Origin of the sequence: Chryseobacterium geocarposphaerae (assembly GCF_002797535.1) — a bacterium.
GTDB classification, from domain to species: domain Bacteria; phylum Bacteroidota; class Bacteroidia; order Flavobacteriales; family Weeksellaceae; genus Chryseobacterium; species Chryseobacterium geocarposphaerae.
Window position 1 is genome coordinate 448588 of record NZ_PGFD01000001.1, and the last position, 17087, is coordinate 465674.

The 17087-nt window shown below is 36.8% G+C and carries 18 protein-coding genes; 13 read left to right on the plus strand and 5 right to left on the minus strand.

The window, feature by feature from the left end; translation table 11 throughout:
* Positions 1 to 11 precede the first annotated feature (11 nt).
* The 3 genes from CLV73_RS02020 to CLV73_RS02030 all read right to left on the minus strand — a co-directional run bounded on the left by CLV73_RS02020 (position 12) and on the right by CLV73_RS02030 (position 2878).
* Entirely contained in the window at positions 12 to 1031 is a 1020-nt protein-coding gene (locus CLV73_RS02020; protein WP_100375226.1) for an SDR family NAD(P)-dependent oxidoreductase, read from the minus strand.
* Between the two features lie 193 nt (positions 1032 to 1224).
* Positions 1225 to 1941 (minus strand): FAD-binding oxidoreductase, encoded by a 717-nt coding sequence (locus CLV73_RS02025; protein ID WP_100375227.1) that lies wholly within the window; start codon positions 1939 to 1941, stop codon positions 1225 to 1227.
* A gap of 79 nt (positions 1942 to 2020) precedes the next feature.
* Positions 2021 to 2878, minus strand: coding sequence for a helix-turn-helix domain-containing protein (locus CLV73_RS02030; RefSeq protein WP_100375228.1), 858 nt, complete (start codon positions 2876 to 2878; stop codon positions 2021 to 2023).
* A gap of 260 nt (positions 2879 to 3138) precedes the next feature.
* On the opposite strand from CLV73_RS02030, the gene gndA reads away from it, so the two are divergent.
* Genes gndA through pgl form a run of 3 tightly spaced genes read left to right on the plus strand, consistent with a single transcriptional unit; the run spans position 3139 to position 6776 of the window.
* The gene (gene gndA / locus CLV73_RS02035) at positions 3139 to 4557 is read left to right on the plus strand and encodes an NADP-dependent phosphogluconate dehydrogenase (RefSeq protein WP_100375229.1); all 1419 of its coding nucleotides are present in this window, start codon (positions 3139 to 3141) and stop codon (positions 4555 to 4557) included.
* A 9-nt stretch (positions 4558 to 4566) separates the two neighbouring features.
* Positions 4567 to 6048, plus strand: coding sequence for a glucose-6-phosphate dehydrogenase (gene zwf / locus CLV73_RS02040; protein WP_100375230.1), 1482 nt, complete (start codon positions 4567 to 4569; stop codon positions 6046 to 6048).
* 17 nt (positions 6049 to 6065) lie between these two features.
* Entirely contained in the window at positions 6066 to 6776 is a 711-nt protein-coding gene (gene pgl, locus CLV73_RS02045; RefSeq protein WP_100375231.1) for a 6-phosphogluconolactonase, read from the plus strand.
* A gap of 731 nt (positions 6777 to 7507) precedes the next feature.
* On the opposite strand, the gene CLV73_RS02050 is transcribed toward pgl, so the two are convergent.
* Both CLV73_RS02050 and CLV73_RS02055 read right to left on the minus strand, forming a co-directional pair.
* The gene (locus tag CLV73_RS02050) at positions 7508 to 8428 is read right to left on the minus strand and encodes a helix-turn-helix domain-containing protein (protein WP_100375232.1); all 921 of its coding nucleotides are present in this window, start codon (positions 8426 to 8428) and stop codon (positions 7508 to 7510) included.
* A gap of 55 nt (positions 8429 to 8483) precedes the next feature.
* Positions 8484 to 9314: an SDR family NAD(P)-dependent oxidoreductase gene (locus CLV73_RS02055; protein WP_228424164.1), complete on the minus strand. Its 831-nt coding sequence runs from the start codon at positions 9312 to 9314 to the stop codon at positions 8484 to 8486.
* 421 nt (positions 9315 to 9735) lie between these two features.
* Here CLV73_RS02055 and CLV73_RS02060 point away from each other — a divergent pair, with 421 nt between their 5' ends.
* The 10 genes from CLV73_RS02060 (at position 9736) to CLV73_RS02105 (ending at position 17073) form a co-directional block, all read left to right on the plus strand.
* Positions 9736 to 9969: a helix-turn-helix domain-containing protein gene (locus CLV73_RS02060; protein ID WP_394336975.1), complete on the plus strand. Its 234-nt coding sequence runs from the start codon at positions 9736 to 9738 to the stop codon at positions 9967 to 9969.
* An 82-nt stretch (positions 9970 to 10051) separates the two neighbouring features.
* Complete coding sequence (locus CLV73_RS02065; protein WP_100375234.1) at positions 10052 to 10807, plus strand: SDR family oxidoreductase; 756 nt, start codon at positions 10052 to 10054, stop codon at positions 10805 to 10807.
* A gap of 311 nt (positions 10808 to 11118) precedes the next feature.
* Complete coding sequence (locus CLV73_RS02070) at positions 11119 to 11685, plus strand: hypothetical protein (protein WP_228424166.1); 567 nt, start codon at positions 11119 to 11121, stop codon at positions 11683 to 11685.
* 177 nt (positions 11686 to 11862) lie between these two features.
* Complete coding sequence (locus CLV73_RS02075; protein WP_100375235.1) at positions 11863 to 13236, plus strand: aldehyde dehydrogenase family protein; 1374 nt, start codon at positions 11863 to 11865, stop codon at positions 13234 to 13236.
* A gap of 2 nt (positions 13237 to 13238) precedes the next feature.
* A complete protein-coding gene (locus CLV73_RS02080; protein WP_100375236.1) occupies positions 13239 to 13766 on the plus strand; it encodes a class I SAM-dependent methyltransferase in 528 nt (175 codons plus the stop codon).
* A gap of 9 nt (positions 13767 to 13775) precedes the next feature.
* Positions 13776 to 14132, plus strand: coding sequence for a DoxX family protein (locus CLV73_RS02085; RefSeq protein WP_100375237.1), 357 nt, complete (start codon positions 13776 to 13778; stop codon positions 14130 to 14132).
* Positions 14133 to 14256: 124 nt separating this feature from the next.
* Positions 14257 to 14613: a nuclear transport factor 2-like protein gene (locus tag CLV73_RS02090; protein WP_228424168.1), complete on the plus strand. Its 357-nt coding sequence runs from the start codon at positions 14257 to 14259 to the stop codon at positions 14611 to 14613.
* 14 nt (positions 14614 to 14627) lie between these two features.
* A complete protein-coding gene (locus CLV73_RS02095; RefSeq protein ID WP_100375238.1) occupies positions 14628 to 15293 on the plus strand; it encodes a potassium channel family protein in 666 nt (221 codons plus the stop codon).
* Between the two features lie 6 nt (positions 15294 to 15299).
* The gene (locus tag CLV73_RS02100) at positions 15300 to 16316 is read left to right on the plus strand and encodes a bestrophin family protein (RefSeq protein WP_100375239.1); all 1017 of its coding nucleotides are present in this window, start codon (positions 15300 to 15302) and stop codon (positions 16314 to 16316) included.
* Between the two features lie 19 nt (positions 16317 to 16335).
* Positions 16336 to 17073, plus strand: coding sequence for a hypothetical protein (locus tag CLV73_RS02105; protein WP_100375240.1), 738 nt, complete (start codon positions 16336 to 16338; stop codon positions 17071 to 17073).
* Positions 17074 to 17087 lie beyond the last annotated feature (14 nt).

Sequence of the window (17087 nt, forward strand, 5' to 3'; positions counted from 1 at the left end):
AATTTGAATGATTAATTGATGTTGAATTTTACTCCTGTCATTTCTTCGCTAAGATTCCATAAGCGTATTGCTGAATTTTCATCCAACGAATATTGTTGTACACCGCTCTGATGCAGTTTTGCATTGGTTTGAACAGAAGGATCTGTTGGTAAGAGCTCTGCAATATCGTTATCTTCGAGATATACACCACCTATTGTATTCAATAATGGACTGGTCGCGGTAAAAACAGTAGTGGCAGCACCTTGGGGAATAGTTTTCAATGCAGCAAGGACTTCCGGACGAATATTTCCATCTTCATCCAAAAATCCTAATTTCTTGAATTGTTCCGGATCAGCATTTCTTCCTAATTCTGTCCCTCCGATAGAACCGGGATGTAAAGAGTATGCTCTTACATTGAAGTCTTTAGCTCGATTGTCTAACTCCATAGCAAAAAGATTACTTGCTGTTTTTGATTGACCGTAAGCCTGAAGGGTTTCATAAGTCCTGTTTTCAAAATTCGGATCTTCAAAATTAAATTCGGAATTATGATGTCCCAGAGAAGAAACATTTACAACCCTTGCTCCGTTTGCCTGTTTTAATGCGGTCCATAATCTTGCTGTAAGATGAAACTGACCTAAATAATTTGTTGCCAATTGAGATTCAATTCCACGCCCGTCACGTTGCAAAGGAACCCACATAATACCGGCATTGTTGATTAATAAATGAAGCGGTCTCCCTGATGAAATGAATTTTTCAGCAAATGTGTCAATAGAAGAGGGAGACATCATATCGACTTCCTCAATTTCAACATTTGTTATATCTTCCAGGTTTGCTTTTGCTTTTTCCATGTTTCTTGCAAGAACGATGACTGTTGCCCCGGCTAATGCCAGTGTTTTTGTTGTTTCTAACCCTATCCCTGTATTGCCACCTGTTACAACTGCGATTTTACCGGTAAGATCGATTCCCTTGATTACCTCTGTTGAAGTAGATGCTGCTGTGAAGCCAGAACCCAGCGGTTTCTGTAACGCTCCTTGATAATTGTTTGCTTTCATTTCTTGAAAATTTTGATTTTGTTATGACAAAGGTAGATGTCATTTTGACGAAGAATTTTGTTTAAACGTCCGAAATTGCTTTGTTTAAAAGACCAGTGAAAGCGTTAGTTAAATTAGTGGAATTTCAGACTGTCTAAAATAAAAGTCAAACTCCCTGTTACTGGGAGTTTGACTTTTATTTTAGATTATATTTTTATAAACCCTTTTTTCCCTCAAGCCAATAACCTTGCGAAGAAATGTTCCCTCTTGATCTTTCTTTTAAAGTTTTTCTGAAAGTCTGCACTGATTTTACATTTCCTGTCAGTATAAAATTAGCATTGTCCCATTCATCGGTGTTGAAAACCGGCAGTTCACTGATCCATTGTTGGTTTCTGAATGTATTCTTTTTAGAAAATACGGTATAATTTTCCAGACCTAATAATTCCGGGACATTATGGTTCTCATCGTCCAGTTCAAAATAAAACTGATATTGATGTTTATTTTTTCGAAGAATCGGCAAAATTGAGCAGGCAAGTCCCAAAGATGTTTCGTCACCAAAAATAAACTGTCGTTGTATGGTGCCGTTATACATTTTTTTACCCCTGGGAATGCTGATGCGCAGTTCATCTTCCGACTTCAATGCATCGATGTACAGGCTTCCGACACCATTGCCATGAATGTGAAAGATAATATCCAAAATGCCCTCATACACATTATGATAAGCTACGGAATAATTTCTAAACTCCGTATCGCTTACACGGATAACACTGGCATAACCTATCTGGAAGTTCATTCGTGACAGATCGCCTCGGAACCGTATTTTCTTAATGTTCGGACTTACGTAAACCGTTTCCAGTACTTTCATATCTGTCATTATGGAGCTGGCTTTTTCCGTCAGGTCAGCTGCCCATTTTGGTAATTTTGAAATCATGTTATTGCATTAAAAATATATGACAAAATAACAATGAAAGGTGTCGATAAGCAATGGAATGAAAGATGTAGGTATAGGACTAATCGTGGTTTTTGTTCCTGAAAGTTAAGGCGGTCATTCCGGTTGTTTTATTAAACAGACGTGAAAAATAGGCATAATCTTCATAACCCAATTCATCAGCAATCTCCTTGACCGATTTATCTGAATGGTAAAGCAGTCGCTTGGCTTCCAGAATAACACGTTGCTGAATGTGATAAGTAACAGGAAATCCTGTCGTATTTTTCACACATTCATTAAGATAGGAAACAGAGATGTTTAAATTTTGGGCATAGTCTGCAGGCCGTTTATTTTTAATGAAATTTTTTTCCAATGCTAATTTGAATGCTTTGGAGACAAGGTCGAATCGGGAAATGGTATCCACTTGCTTCGATTTTTCCAAATATTGCGACAGGAATAGAGAAATCAAAGTATTGCAGCTGTCTTTTAGTGATGATAGATATAATTTGTTTTCCTTTTCTTGAAACAGGTTGATGCACAACAAAAATGCCAGGCTGATGAGAGAAAAGTGCTTGGAGTTTAGCGATAATGGTTTTGCGGGAGGGATTTCCTGTAATAATTTCAGATATTCTGGTTGTAGGTTTTCATCGTTGATGGCTAACAGACAAAACTCAATGTTTTCTGCTTTTAAAACTCTGTGAACCTGGTTGGGGGCAATATAAATAAGTGAAGGCTTCTTTATGTGATACCTCTCAAAATCAATTTCAAAATGAGATGTTCCTTTTTCCTGCAAAATAAAAAAATGATAATCGTGCCGATGTGAATTGCCGGCTTCTTCTGAAAGTTGTAAATCAGCGATCGGATATTTCCCAACAGCAATACCTTTGTCAAATTCCTTGTCTAAAGTTTTTACGGGAATGGACTTTGATCTTCCGGCCATTTTTGTCGATTTATGTTTTTCAATACTTTAAAGATACTAAAACTGTCTCATTACACGCTGGCAATACATCAGAAGTATATCATTCTAAAATTAATATTGTAGTTTAGGTTTTTGAATGATATCATTATCAATGTATTAGTTAATTAATGACATTTTCCAGTTGATGATAACTAATGTAACGATTGAAAGAAAATTTTAGATAATTTTTTTACTGGCATGCATTTCAGTAAATTTGATCTATAAATAAATTTTAAGTAAGAATGGAAAAGTATAATTACGGGGTCGTTGGTCTGGGTGTAATGGGAAGAAATCTGCTTTATAATATTGCTGATAACGGGTTTTCTGCAGCAGGATTCGATTTAGATGAAGAAAAGGTAATAGAACTTCGTAAAGGAGTGGCTTCAGGTACAAAGGTTATTGGATCTGTTTCCCTGGAGGAATTTGTGTTAAGTTTAGACAGTCCGCGAAAAATTATTTTGATGGTTCCTGCAGGAAAACCGGTTGATGCTGTTCTTGAAAGCGTAACACCGCTTTTGAGCCCAAAAGATGTCGTAATTGATGCAGGAAACTCTTATTTCAAAGATACCGAGAGACGTATAGCTGATTTAGCGTCTAAAAACCTTCACTTTATGGGAATGGGAGTTTCTGGAGGAGAGCAGGGCGCAAGAAGAGGACCGAGTATTATGCCGGGTGGAGATTTGGAAGCATTCAATTTGGTTAAGCCTATGCTGGAAGTTATTTCAGCAAAAGTAAACGGTGAACCTTGCACTGCTTATATGGGGAAAGGCGCTGCAGGAAATTATGTTAAAATGGTTCATAACGGAATTGAATATGCCATCATGCAATTAATCAGTGAAGCATACGATTTACTAAGAAAAGGGGCTAATCTTAACAATGACCAATTGTACGAAGTCTTCAAAAAATGGAATGAAGGCGAAATGAATTCTTTCCTTATTGAAATTACAAGAGATATTTTCAAGCAAAAAGATGATGTAACGGACGGTTTTCTTGTCGACAAGATTTTAGATAAAGCAGGAGCAAAGGGAACCGGAAAATGGACTTCCGAGGAGGCTATGGAAATTGGTGTTTCTATTCCAACGATTGATATTGCAGTAACTTCAAGAATTTTATCCGCTTATAAAGATGAGCGAGTAAAAGCTTCTCAACTATATGCTAAAGGAGAAGTAAAAACTCCTGAAAATACAGAACTGTTCATCAAAGAGGTGGGTGATGCTTTGTATTTATCTACTTTAATCAGTTATGCTCAGGGTTTGGCATTATTGGTAAAAGCTTCTGAAGAATATCAGTTTGAAATTCCGTTAAAAGATGTTGTTAAAATCTGGAGAGGAGGATGCATTATCCGTTCTGTTTTATTGGAAAAATTCTATTTAGCCTATTCAAAAGATGAAAATTTATCTAATATTTTATTGGATCAGGAAATTTCAGAAATAGTAAAAGATAAAATTTCTTCATTAAGAAAAACTTCTGCTTTTGCTGTATCAAACGGAATTCCAAGCTTAGGAATTCAGTCGGCTCTGGGGTATTTCGAAGCTTACACCACAGAATCTTTACCTGTAAACCTGCTGCAGGCTCAGCGTGATTATTTTGGTGCACACACTTACCAAAGAACTGACAGAGAAGGAGTCTTTCATACTTCATGGCAAAACCTAAATAATTAAATCCTGAAAATGAGTGATAATACAATCCTGCATCCAACAACGATCGTCATTTTTGGTGCAACGGGAGATTTGGCAAAAAGAAAGCTTTTTCCTGCCTTTTACAATTTATATATCGATGGCAGAATGCCAAAAGGTTTTAATATTTTAGCTTTAGGAAGAGCCGAAAATACGGATGAAAAATTCAGAGCTTATATTAAAGAAAATCTGGAAAGTTTTTCCAGGAAGACTGTAACCAAGGAAGATTGGGCTGGTTTTCAGGCTCACATCAGCTATTTTCAACATCAACTTGATGAAGAAAGCTCTTATCAGAATTTATATCAGAAACTGGAAAATTTTGATAAAGTGTATGGAATGAGAGGGAACAGACTTTTCTATTTATCCATTGCACCAAACTTTGTATCGGTAATTTCAAATCATCTTAAAAATACGTCAATAGCATCTGATCCTGCGAAAGATCGAATCATTATCGAAAAACCTTTTGGTCACAATAAAGAATCTGCCATTGAGCTGAATAATCTTCTTTCACAAACTTTTCAGGAAGAACAGATTTATCGTATCGATCATTATTTAGGTAAAGAAACGGTTCAGAATATTTTGGCATTCAGGTTCGGAAATTCAATTTTTGAGCCCCTATGGAATCACAGACATATAGAATCGGTGCAGATTACGGTTGCCGAAGAAGTAGGAGTGGAAACAAGAGCCAGTTTTTATGAGCAGACAGGAGCTTTGCGCGATATGATCCAGAACCATCTTTTGCAAATTCTTTGCATGGTTGCTATGGAGCCTCCTGCTTCACTCGAATCTGGTGAGATCAGGGATCGTAAAGTTGATGTTTTAAAATCAATCCGTAGAATTTCTCCCGAGAAAGTAGATCATTATGCGGTAAGGGGACAGTACGGACGAGGCAAAATAAATGGACTAAAAGTAAACGGCTATCGCCAGGAAGAGGGGATTGCCCCTGATTCCAATACGGAAACATTTGTCGCTATTAAGTTTTACCTGGATAATGAAAGATGGCAGGATGTTCCTTTTTATGTTCGTACCGGAAAGAAGATGAAAGAAAAGCATTCTTATATAACGATTCAGTTTAAGCCACTTCCCAATTCTACGTTTTCAGAAAGTACTTCACTTCTGTCGGCTAACCGATTGGTTATTAATATCCAGCCACAAATGGACATCAGATTGCAGTTTATGTCTAAAAAGCCAGGCTTGTCTTTAGAGCTTAAACCTGTGGAAATGATTTTTGACAATTTTGCCTGTCAGACCGATACTCCCGAAGCGTATGAAACACTTTTGCTGGAAGCACTTGTGGGAGATCTTACACTGTTTATGCGCTCGGATCAGGTAGAAGAGGCTTGGGATGTTATCAAAACGATTCAGGAAACCTGGGAGCAGACCAAAGATCCATCTTTCCCAAATTATGCTTCAGGAAGCTGGGGACCTGATGACAGTGATGCATTGGTAGAGAGACAGGGACATCAGTGGGTTTAAAATTTAATTAAAAGTAAATGAATATTACAATATTTAATAATCTGGATGTTTTATATAAAAAAGCAGCAGATACATTTGTTGAGCTTTCGAAAAAAGCGATCCAGAAGCATGATAAGTTTGTGGTCGCGTTGAGTGGCGGTTCTTCACCGAAAGCCATTTTTAGCTTATTAGCTAGTCCCGAATATGCAGATAAAATAATTTGGGACAAAATCTATTTTTTTTGGGTAGATGAAAGATGGGTTTCTCTTGAAGATGAGAAAAGTAATTTCAAAATGACTTTGGAAGCGCTTTTGGATAAAGTTCCTGTAAATAAAGCTCAGATTTTCCCAATGTATAAAGACGGAATTGAGCCTGAGGATTATGCTAAAGAATACGAAGATCAAATCAGAAATGTTTTGGGAGCTGACGGTATTTTCGATTTTATCCTTTTAGGAATGGGTGATGATGGCCACACAGCTTCTCTGTTTCCGGGTGAAATGATTTTACAAGAAAAAGAAAAATGGGTTGATGCCTATTATCTGAAGCCACAGGAAATGTTCAGAATTACTTTGACTGAACCTATCATCAATAAAGCTGAAAATATTCTGATTGTCACATTTGGTAAATCCAAAAAGCATGCTTTGAATGAAGTTCTTAATGGTACATACAATCCTGAACTATATCCGCTTCAGTTAATTGAAAAGAAAGCAGGAGTTCAGATTTTTACTGATAAAGAAGCTGGAATTTAAAGCTTTACTATATACAAAATATGCAGAAGAAATTAGTTGAGCCGGTTGCTATCTGAAAAGATATGTCGAACTGAGTAATCGATTAATCCTAGATGAAAAATTAACTTGGTTTTTCAAAAAAGAGGCTATTACAAAATCAGTAATAGCCTCTTTACTGTGTCCGTAATATTTTACCTACACTTACCACAATAGATTCATTATATTGCTGGCGCTACGCGGTCAATAAAATATATGGTACATATTTTCGTTATCGTTTTCCTTCAAGGAGTAGAATTAAGTTCCTCTTTACCTCGAAATACTAGTATTGAAATTGAATGTATAGCCGTTAATAAATGTTACTAAAACGGGTCTCCATTAGATAAAAATAGGTTAGACGATGATGGCTGTGTTATTTATGGTGATGTTTTGTCTTTGTTGATATGAAATTGGATTTTCAAAAGTTTCCAAATAAAAGAAGGATAATACTCAAAAGATAAAGCAATTAGTATTAATTCAAACCTGAAATTCAATTTTGAAAATTCGATAAATAAAATGAATATCCTTACTGAGACCTATTAAGAGATACATTAGGAACACTTTCCAGAACAAGTTTCTATCTTCTGATGAAGGTATCCAACGAAACCGCACCGATTTCTATTCGAATTACAGTGGCAAAAATAATAGTTCAATCACATCAATTTATTTTCTTGCGAGCCGTCTGAGATTTAATGTTGGAAATTTTACCTGATAGTCTAATTGAACGAATTTCTGAACTCTACAGGAGAAAGACCTGTCTGAGCCCTGAACATTTTACTGAATGACTGCGGATGTTCAAAGCCCAATTCATAGGCTATTTCAGCTACTGTCAATTCGGTGGAGATCAACCTTTCTTTTGCTTTTTCGGCAACCTTTTCGCGAATATACTGCTGAGTATTTTTACCAATTACCGAGCGCAGTACATCACTCAAATAACCGGGTGAGATATTAAGCTGATCTGACAGATACTGAACGGTTGGAAGTCCATAACGCAGCGCTTGTTGATCATTAAGGTAATGATCAAGGATCGTTTCTGTTTTTTGAAGAATATCATTATTGACTACTTTTCTGGTAATGAACTGTCGTTTGTAAAACCGGTTGACGTAGCTCAGCAGCAATTCGATCTGTGCGATCACCACTTCCTGGCTGAATTCATCAATCCTGCTGTTGAGTTCCTGTTTCATAATTTCAAAAACGGAAAGGATAATTTCCTTCTCCGGATCAGATACATGAAGGGCCTCATTGGAAGAGTAGGAAAAATAGCTGTATTGCTTTATTTTACGTGCTATGGGGTGCCCCAAAAGAAAGTCAGGATGAATCAATAGTAGGTAACAGTAGGTTTCACTGTTATAATCTGTGCTTCCCACCAGCTGATTGGGTGCCAGAAACAGCATGCTGCCTTCATTATAATCGTAAAAATTCCTGCCATATTTAAGCCTTCCTTTGTTTCTGGTGATGAAAGTAATCTTGTAGAAGCTCAGGAGATTATAAACGGGTGCCATCTCAGGATTGAAAGGATTATCCTTATTGAAATGGATGAGGCTGATCAGCGGATGCTGTGGAGCGGGAAGTCCGAAAGCCTTATGGCTTTCCGATATTGATATAAACCGGATCAATTTATCCTCTTTACTTTTCATACTATAAATGTATAAAAAACCTATGACCCAGGATCATAGGTTTTGAAATTAAATATTACCAGGGAAGAAGGCTGCCCTGTCTGCTGAAATTGACAGGACCTGTAAAACTACCTGTCGGAAGGTCTTCCGCCAGTGCTACTCTGATAGGCTCTTTAGACCCCTCTTCGACAGAATCAGTTCCCTCAAAATTATTGAGTGCTGTAGCTGTAAATCCAGGACTCACTAAATGAACCTTGATATTGGTTTTCTCCAGTTCTATCGCCAGAGACAGGAAAATTCCATTAAGTGCAGTTTTAGAAGCTCCATATACCGCGTCAAAATGTACACGGTACGGGTTTTCGGGATTGGCATTAATGGTAAGGGAACCCAATGCGCTGGAAACTGTCACAATACGTGCAGCTGGTGCTTTATGTAATAGTGGCAGAGAAGCCTGCGTGAGGGCCAGGGTTCCAAATACATTCGTGTCCCACACAGTTTTCAGTTCATCTATAGGCACAATACTTGCGCGTTGTGAATTCAGGATTTCTTTCATGGTGCGTCCGGATTTTCCGGCATGAGAGATTGCTGCATTGTTCACAAGCAGTGTAAGATATCCATGTTCAGTTTCTATAGTCTCTACAGCAGTTCTTATCGACTCATTATCTGTAATATCCAGTTGAATCGCTTTTACGCTCGTGCCCATTTCAGCTACAGCTGCCCGGCCTTTTTGTAAATCTCTTGAACCCACATAGACAATATACCCATTTTCCGCAAGAGCTTTAGCAATCTGAAATCCTACACCGGTATTAGCACCAGATACCAGGGCTACCTTATTTTCGTTATTTGTTATCATATTCATTAATTTGATTTTAATACAGCAAATTTCCCCAATATATATGGCACACAAGTATCCAAATCGAGGATATCTGAAGCCGTATTGAGGTTAGCGTATCATATGAAGGATATTCACAACTTGATTTAATCAAATACAAGGTTCTCTGCTTTTTATAAATTAGATGTTCAGTAGTAAAATTTACTCTTTGCCGTTTAGGGATAGAGTTCGCTAAGGGCGATCTGTAATCTTTGTTTTAAAAGTTTTTACTATCTTACTGTTATATTCAATTTTGAAAATTCAATGAGTAAAATGGATATTTTCATTGATACCTGTTCAAGGCATATATTAGGAACACCATTTTCCAGAATTAAGTTTCTGTCTCTGATGATCAAATGTATACCAAGTAAAGAAGCTGATGACCTTTAAAAACAGATTTTCCTTTTGAAAACGAAGGCTTGCAGAATTTCTAGAAATCAACAAGATTGCATCGGAACTGGCTATATCACATACTCATTTAACAGACGTATTGCAGCAGGAAATGGGAAATCATCCATGTTACTTCTATGATCTGAAAATCATTGAAAGGGCAAAGGAAATGCTAGTCAATTCCCAGTTGTCCATTGCAAAAATTGCAGAAACATTAACCTACGACCCCTCAAACTTCTCCAAATTCTTCAAAAAATGGACAGGTATCACTCCAGGTGATTTTAGACAGAAGAATTTCTGAAAAGCTACCATCTTCCGAAAAGTTCACCATATAGATATAATCCGGAATGTTGAATTTTGTATTGTAATCTTAAAATTATACGATGTCAACACATGATTTAAAAGGAAAAGTTGTTTTAATCGCTGGTGGCGGTAAAAACCTTGGTGGCTTATTAAGCAGAGATTTTGCTTCAAAAGGAGCAAAGCTTGCTATACATTACAATAGTGAAAGCTCAAAAACGAAAAGCGAAAAAACATTGGCGGAAGTTCAAGGCTTAGGAGCAGAAGCATTTTTGTTTCAGGGCGATTTAACAAAAGTTGAAAATGTAAGCCGTTTTTTCGACGAGGCAATAACTAAATTCGGAGGAATTGATATTGCCATCAATACAGTTGGAATGGTATTAAAAAAGCCGTTTACTGAAACTACTGAGGAAGAATATGATAAAATGTTTGGAATCAATTCAAAATCAGCTTATTTCTTCCTTCAGGAAGCCGGTAAAAAATTGAATGATAACGGGAAGATCTGTACAATAGTAACTTCTTTATTGGCTGCATACACAGGGCTGTATTCTACTTATGCAGGTGCTAAAGCTCCTGTGGAGCATTTTACAAGGGCTGCTTCTAAAGAGTTCGGATCAAGAGGGATTTCTGTAACCGCTGTTGCACCTGGTCCTATGGATACACCATTCTTTTATGGTCAGGAAACTGATGACGCTGTAGCATATCACAAATCAGCATCTGCACTCGGTGGATTAACAAAAATTGAAGATATTGCCCCTCTGGTTGAATTTTTGGTAACGGATGGATGGTGGATCACGGGGCAGACTATTTTTGCCAACGGCGGCTATACTACCAGATAAGATTAAAGCCGGCTGCTCAATAAGGAACGGCTGGCTTTGATTTATCATGCAGTTTATTCGTGGCAGGCTGGTTTTAAAGCGATGAGATTAAAATTCTGAGATGGATTATTAAAGTAACAGACAAAGCTGTTAATATTCATGATGCTGTTGGAAAACTCTCAGCTGTTTACATGGTTTGCCTTTGTTAAAATTTATTGAAATATTAAAGTAAAGATGATAACCATGAATGAAGCTATAAAAAAGTAATTAGTAATCAGTAAAATATTGGGTAAATTGAATTGAAATATTTATTTTAAATCTAAAAAATTACTATGGATTCATTTTCTCATATAAGAGTTATCATAAGCATGATTTTGGGCTTCGGAGTAGCTCAATTACTGAAGAATTTAGTAAAATTGATAGATCATCCCAAGAAAAGCAAGTCTGTTTACTGGCTACATTTAGGCTGGGTATTCTATATTTTTATTCTGATTGTTCTTTTCTGGTGGTGGGAATACCGGCTTGAAGCTATTCAACATTGGAATTTTTTGAGCTATCTGTTTCTAATTATCTATACCACATTGTATTATGTGTTATGTGTTCTGATTTTTCCGGATAATGTAAATGAATACAAGAACTATAAGGATTATTTTTTTTCCAGGAAAAATTGGTTTTTTTTATTTCAGATATTTCTGTTTGTAATTGATTTTGGAGATTCTCTTTTAAAAGGGAAGGCTTATTTTCAATCACTGCACTGGACATATCCGGTAAGAAATATACTGCATATTGCTCTTTGTTTTCTCGGAATCAAATCATCAAATGAAAAAATTCAGGCCGGTCTTTTTTTTATTTTGCTTGTCTTTGATGTTTTATTCATTGCGCAAAATTATTTGTATTGAATGATTTCTATAAAAGAAGCTTAATTAGTAATTCATACGTACAATAAATACGTTCTTCAGAAAAATATTACTGCCTAAGTATTTTCTGATTTAGTCTAAATTTTGACAATAAGAATAACGTGGCAAAGCTTCATTCAGTCATTCAATTACTTATTTAGAAATATAAAACACACAATTATGAACAAATACCAATCACTTTTTGATGCACAAAGAGAATTCTTCTACACCGATGTTTCCAAAACGTACGAATGGCGAATGGAGCAGCTCAACAGGTTAGAGAAAATGCTTACCGAAAACCAGGAAATATTTTGCCAGGCATTAAAGACCGATTTCAATAAACCGCCTTTCGAGCAGTTATTTGAAATTACAGTACCATTGGGGAATATCAAATATTATAAAGAAAATCTTAAACAATTGATGGCTCCCGAGCATGTTGCTATACCAAAAGGGTTGGAGGCAACCGGAAACAAAGGGGTCATTTACAAAGAACCTTTTGGAGTTACCTTGGTTATAGGACCGTTCAATGCGCCTATTTTATTACTGCTCGATCCTGCAATTGCAGCTTTGGCGGCCGGAAATCCGGTGATCCTTAAACCAGCTAATACAACTCCAACGGTTGCTGCACTTTTTCAGGAACTTATCCCTAAATATTTTGAACCTGAAGCAGTAAATATTGTGACAGGAGGAAGAGAAGAAATCTCTGCATTATTGGGACTGCCTTTCGATTTTATTTTTTTTACGGGAAGCTCTGCGGTAGGGAAGGTCGTAATGCGTGCTGCGGCTGAAAATCTAACACCCGTCATTTTGGAATTAGGAGGTCAAAACCCGACTGTGGTTGATGAGACGGCAAATCTTGACATTGCAGTTGATCGTATTGTTTGGGGGCATATGGCAATTTCCGGACAATGGTGTATTGCCCCGGGTTATGTATATGTTCATGAAAATATTGCTGAGGAATTTCTGGACAAGCTGAAAGCATCTGTTGTAAAAATGTATGGTGAAGACCCAAGTCAAAGCCCTGATTTTGCAAGAATGATCAGTGAGCATGATACCGAAAGGGTGGCCTCTTATATCATTCCCGAAAAAGTAATTTTAGGCGGAAGATTTGACGTTAATTCAAGATATGTAGAGCCGACAATTTTATACCCGAGTACTTGGGATGACCCTGCAATGCAGCAGGAGATTTTCGGACCTGTATTCCCGATTCTTGTATATAATGACTTAAAAGAAATTGTAGAAATCATCAAACGCAAACCCAAGTCTCTGGCAGCTTATTTCTTTAGTAAAAATCAACAGAACATAGACTATTTCATACATTCAATTTCTTTCGGCGGTGGATGTATTAACCAGACCAACCTGCATTGCTGGATAGACAGCCTGCCTTTTGGAGGTGTTGGATATGCCGGAATGGGCAAATATTATGGTAAGGCAGGTTTCGATGCATTGAGTAATACAAAAGCCATGCTGATTGGAAATCCGGATTTGGAACTGGATGTTTTTCCGCCTTACGAAGGAAAAGATATTGCTAAAAACCTAAGCATTTTCGGATAAATATGAAGTTACAAGAAGCCATCAATTTGATTGAGAAAGCATTTCCGCATTCCAATATGCCTCAGGTTTGGGCAGATTTAGGTTGTGGAGGAGGTACTTTCACTAATGCTTTAGCTCACTTATTACCTGATGGGAGCCATATTTATGCCATAGATAACCGGTTACAAAGCTTCCCCAAATTATTGGGAAACAATGTCTCTATTGATTTTATAAAAAATGATTTTGCAACGTCTGATTTGAATTTTTCAAATATCAATGGGATTTTGATGACAAACTCGCTGCATTATATAAAAGATAAAGCCACACTGATCAATATGCTGGAGAAATATATGTCGGAAGATAAAAAATTTGTGATTGTGGAGTATGATACTATTATTGCCAATCACTGGGTCCCTTATCCAATTAATTTTTTGGGGCTTAAAGAACTATTTATTGAGCTGGGTTATTCAAAAATTATTAAATTAGATGAACAGAATTCAATATATGGACAAGGCAATTTGTATTCTGTAGCCATAGGTAAAACCTTTTAAAAACACAATATGATACTAAAAATTATTAATTCTGCATTAATACTTGTTGCCATATTTATGGGGCTTAAACAAGGATGGGCGATGCTTTCGGGCAAACCAGAGATGATAGCAATGTTTAGCAAATGGAACATCAGTAAAACAGGCTTGATGGTTATCGGAGCTACAACGATGCTAAGTGCACTACTCATTATTTTCCCGAAAACCTTTGTTTGGGGAAATTTCTTAATGGCCGCCGGTATTTTATTGATCATCAGTTTTCACTTGCTGGATAGAGATTTGAAAGGCATGGCAATAGAATTACCATTTCTATTGCTGAATCTGATTATTATCTATTTACAGCACCCATTAAAAGATGGGGCATTATAAACATCAAATTTCAATGATTAAGGTATTATTCATTACAGCCTTTGCGGTTTGTTGTTCGCTCACAGCGTGTGGACAATCAAAAACTCAGAAAACGGAAACAACAACAATTAAAAAAACACAAAAAATGAACACGAACAAACTTACAAATGAAACCGTGAAGGCCGCTTTCGATGCCTGGCAAAATGGTGACAGCAAAACTTTTCTGTCTTACTTTACCGCAGATGCTAGGCTTTATGATGACGGCAGTCCCCGAAATTTTCAAAGCTTTGTCAAAGAAGCCTGCGGACACGAAAGATTCACGAGCATAGAAAAGGTGGAAAATGAAGGAAAAGATATTACGGGAAATTTCCATACAGAAAGCTGGGACGATTTTAAAACCTATTTTAAGTTTAGCATTGATGCCGGTGGTAAGTTTACAGGCTCGATATTGGACAGGCTAAATAGCTTGTTGTTCATTCATTATGTATTGAAACAATTCTGACATTTTCTGCTCCGGTGAATAAAATAATAGCATTTCTTCAAAATAAAAAATACGAATTATTACTTTTCGCATTGCTTCAGCATTTATTTGTTGGCATAATCCTTACTGATCTTGAGTTCTATACGAGGGTCATTTGGCCTGCCAATATGCTTATATTAGGATTGGGAAGCATCTTCATGTTTACGGGAAAACATACCTGGAGACATTGGTTTAGGAATTTTCAGTTTATTCTTGTGTTACTTCTACCTATTGGTATTCCTTTTTTTAAAGATATACCATGGTATTTTACTTTCCTTAATATCAATTATGTCGTTTTTTTTGGATTCCTGTTTGTAGAACTGCTTCGGTTTCTACTAAAACCGGGATATATTAATAGCGATATTATTTCAGCATCAGCATGCGGTTATTTTTTATTAATAGAGATTTCGGTATTCTTATTACAAACATTTGAATATTATAATCCGTTGTCTTTTAAAGGAATAGATGTCTCTTCACCAGCAAGCATATATATTGACCTGGTATATTTTTGCTCTATAACCTTTACCAGTATTGGTTTTGGCGATATCACACCAGGTACACATACTACCAAATTAATTACAGCATTTATAGGTGTTGCAGGACAGTTTTATACGGTAGTTTTGGTTGGTATCCTTATCAGTAAATTTTCCTCAAAAAATTAAATCAATATGAATATAAGCTCTCATTACAAGCTTAAGCATTTTATTCCCTGGACAAGATCTAAAATATATAAAATGCTTTTATTAAGTATAATTCCGACGCTGCTGTTTTATTTTCTGGACTGGAAGTGGCTGGCAATTCCCTGGGTTCCGGTGGCTTTGCTGGGAACAGCCACGGCATTCATTTCGGGGTTCAAAAATACTCAGACCTATAACCGAACCTGGGAAGCGCGACAGGTGTATGGTGCTATCATTAACAGTAGCCGGGCTTTTGGAATTATGGTAAAAGATTTTATCCGTTCAGAGGACAAAATTCTTGAAAAACAACTGCATCAGGAAGTTATTTATCGACATTTTGCGTGGCTCACAGCATTACGCTTTCAGCTTAGAGAAATTAAAAGTTGGGAGAACGTGAAAACCAAAAGTTACAATCGGGAATATCTTCAATATTACAACGTTCCGGAGTGGGAAAGTAGTTTGAATGAAGAACTGGCGGAATTTCTTAGTGAAGAAGAACTTCAATACATTTTATCAACAAAAAACCGCGCAACGCAAATCATAAGTTCCCAATCTTCTCAACTAAAAAAACTGAATGAGGAAAACAAAATATCAGATTACAATTATGTTGCCCTCGAGAATCAGCTCAAAGAATTGTACGACCAGCAGGGGAAATGCGAACGTCTTAAAAACTTTCCTTACCCGAGACAGTTTTCGAGCATCAATTTATATTTTACCAATGCCCTGTGTCTTCTAATGCCATTGGGCTTCATAGGCGAATTTTCTAAGATGACGGAGAAATTCGGGGATAATATAATTTGGCTTGCTATTCCCTTCAGTGTATTGCTGGGATGGGTATTTTTAGTTTTGGAACAGATTGGCGAAAGTACGGAAAACCCATTTGAGGGGAATGCCAACGATATTCCTATTACCCAGATAAGCAGAAATATAGAGATTGATCTTCGTGAAATGTTGGGTGAAAAAGATCTGCCACCAGCAATTGTGGCACAGAATAATATTTTAATGTAAATATAAATACGAGTAAATTATGGAACATTTAGAATCTGTCAGAAAGTGGTATCCTAAAGCCTTAACTTCTATTGATACCGTTAACCGGCTATTAGACACTATTGAAAAGTATATAGGTTTAAAACCTAATCAATTGATGCACGCAGACAGCATGTGCTGCGATGATGTCAATGCCATACAATATCCGCCAAGAGCTTATGAAATGTTGGGTCCGTTTCATTTAGGGGGATTGGACGGTTTTCCTTTCGCTGGGATTACAGGGATGAATGCTTTTGCACATCATGTTCCGGAAGACGGTGCTGTTATCATATTTTATGCGCCACATATTGGCATTACAAAGGATGGTACTATCGGAGAAATAAGCAGAATTGGGCAGAGTGGTAATTCGGCATGCTGTGGTGCTGCGAAAGGAGCATTGGGAAAGCTTTCGGCAGGACAAATTATTGAGGGGAACATCACTTCACTGGACTTCCAGATGAATACCATTGAACAGATCTTTCTTCATCAGAAAGGCAGAATCCTTACTGCGGAAAATCAAATATTTGAGGCAACGGAAGTCATGTATGAAGCCATTGATGAAAGAATAGAAGTGTTGGTAAAAGAAGCCAATTATCCCTGTAAATATGTAATTTTGGTAGGTGCTATTTTTATCAACGGAGATAAAGACATGGGATCTTTCTGTCAATACAAGAAATTCGATTATATTAATTTGGAAACGCAACAGCGAAAAAGTTTAATGACAGAATATTATTCTTAAGTTAATATGTATCC

Bases quoted from the DNA above. Each gene is read 5' to 3' on its own strand.
- zwf (WP_100375230.1), top strand. From the start codon at position 4,567: ATGAGTGATAATACAATCCTGCATCCAACAACGATCGTCATTTTTGGT.
- CLV73_RS02080 (WP_100375236.1), top strand. From the start codon at position 13,239: ATGAAGTTACAAGAAGCCATCAATTTGATTGAGAAAGCATTTCCGCAT.
- CLV73_RS02030 (WP_100375228.1), bottom strand. From the start codon at position 2,878: ATGGCCGGAAGATCAAAGTCCATTCCCGTAAAAACTTTAGACAAGGAA.
- CLV73_RS02075 (WP_100375235.1), top strand. From the start codon at position 11,863: ATGAACAAATACCAATCACTTTTTGATGCACAAAGAGAATTCTTCTAC.
- CLV73_RS02065 (WP_100375234.1), top strand. From the start codon at position 10,052: ATGTCAACACATGATTTAAAAGGAAAAGTTGTTTTAATCGCTGGTGGC.
- CLV73_RS02085 (WP_100375237.1), top strand. From the start codon at position 13,776: ATGATACTAAAAATTATTAATTCTGCATTAATACTTGTTGCCATATTT.
- pgl (WP_100375231.1), top strand. From the start codon at position 6,066: ATGAATATTACAATATTTAATAATCTGGATGTTTTATATAAAAAAGCA.
- CLV73_RS02020 (WP_100375226.1), bottom strand. From the start codon at position 1,031: ATGAAAGCAAACAATTATCAAGGAGCGTTACAGAAACCGCTGGGTTCT.
- CLV73_RS02090 (WP_228424168.1), top strand. From the start codon at position 14,257: ATGAACACGAACAAACTTACAAATGAAACCGTGAAGGCCGCTTTCGAT.
- CLV73_RS02105 (WP_100375240.1), top strand. From the start codon at position 16,336: ATGGAACATTTAGAATCTGTCAGAAAGTGGTATCCTAAAGCCTTAACT.
- CLV73_RS02070 (WP_228424166.1), top strand. From the start codon at position 11,119: ATGGATTCATTTTCTCATATAAGAGTTATCATAAGCATGATTTTGGGC.
- CLV73_RS02025 (WP_100375227.1), bottom strand. From the start codon at position 1,941: ATGATTTCAAAATTACCAAAATGGGCAGCTGACCTGACGGAAAAAGCC.
- CLV73_RS02050 (WP_100375232.1), bottom strand. From the start codon at position 8,428: ATGAAAAGTAAAGAGGATAAATTGATCCGGTTTATATCAATATCGGAA.
- gndA (WP_100375229.1), top strand. From the start codon at position 3,139: ATGGAAAAGTATAATTACGGGGTCGTTGGTCTGGGTGTAATGGGAAGA.
- CLV73_RS02100 (WP_100375239.1), top strand. From the start codon at position 15,300: ATGAATATAAGCTCTCATTACAAGCTTAAGCATTTTATTCCCTGGACA.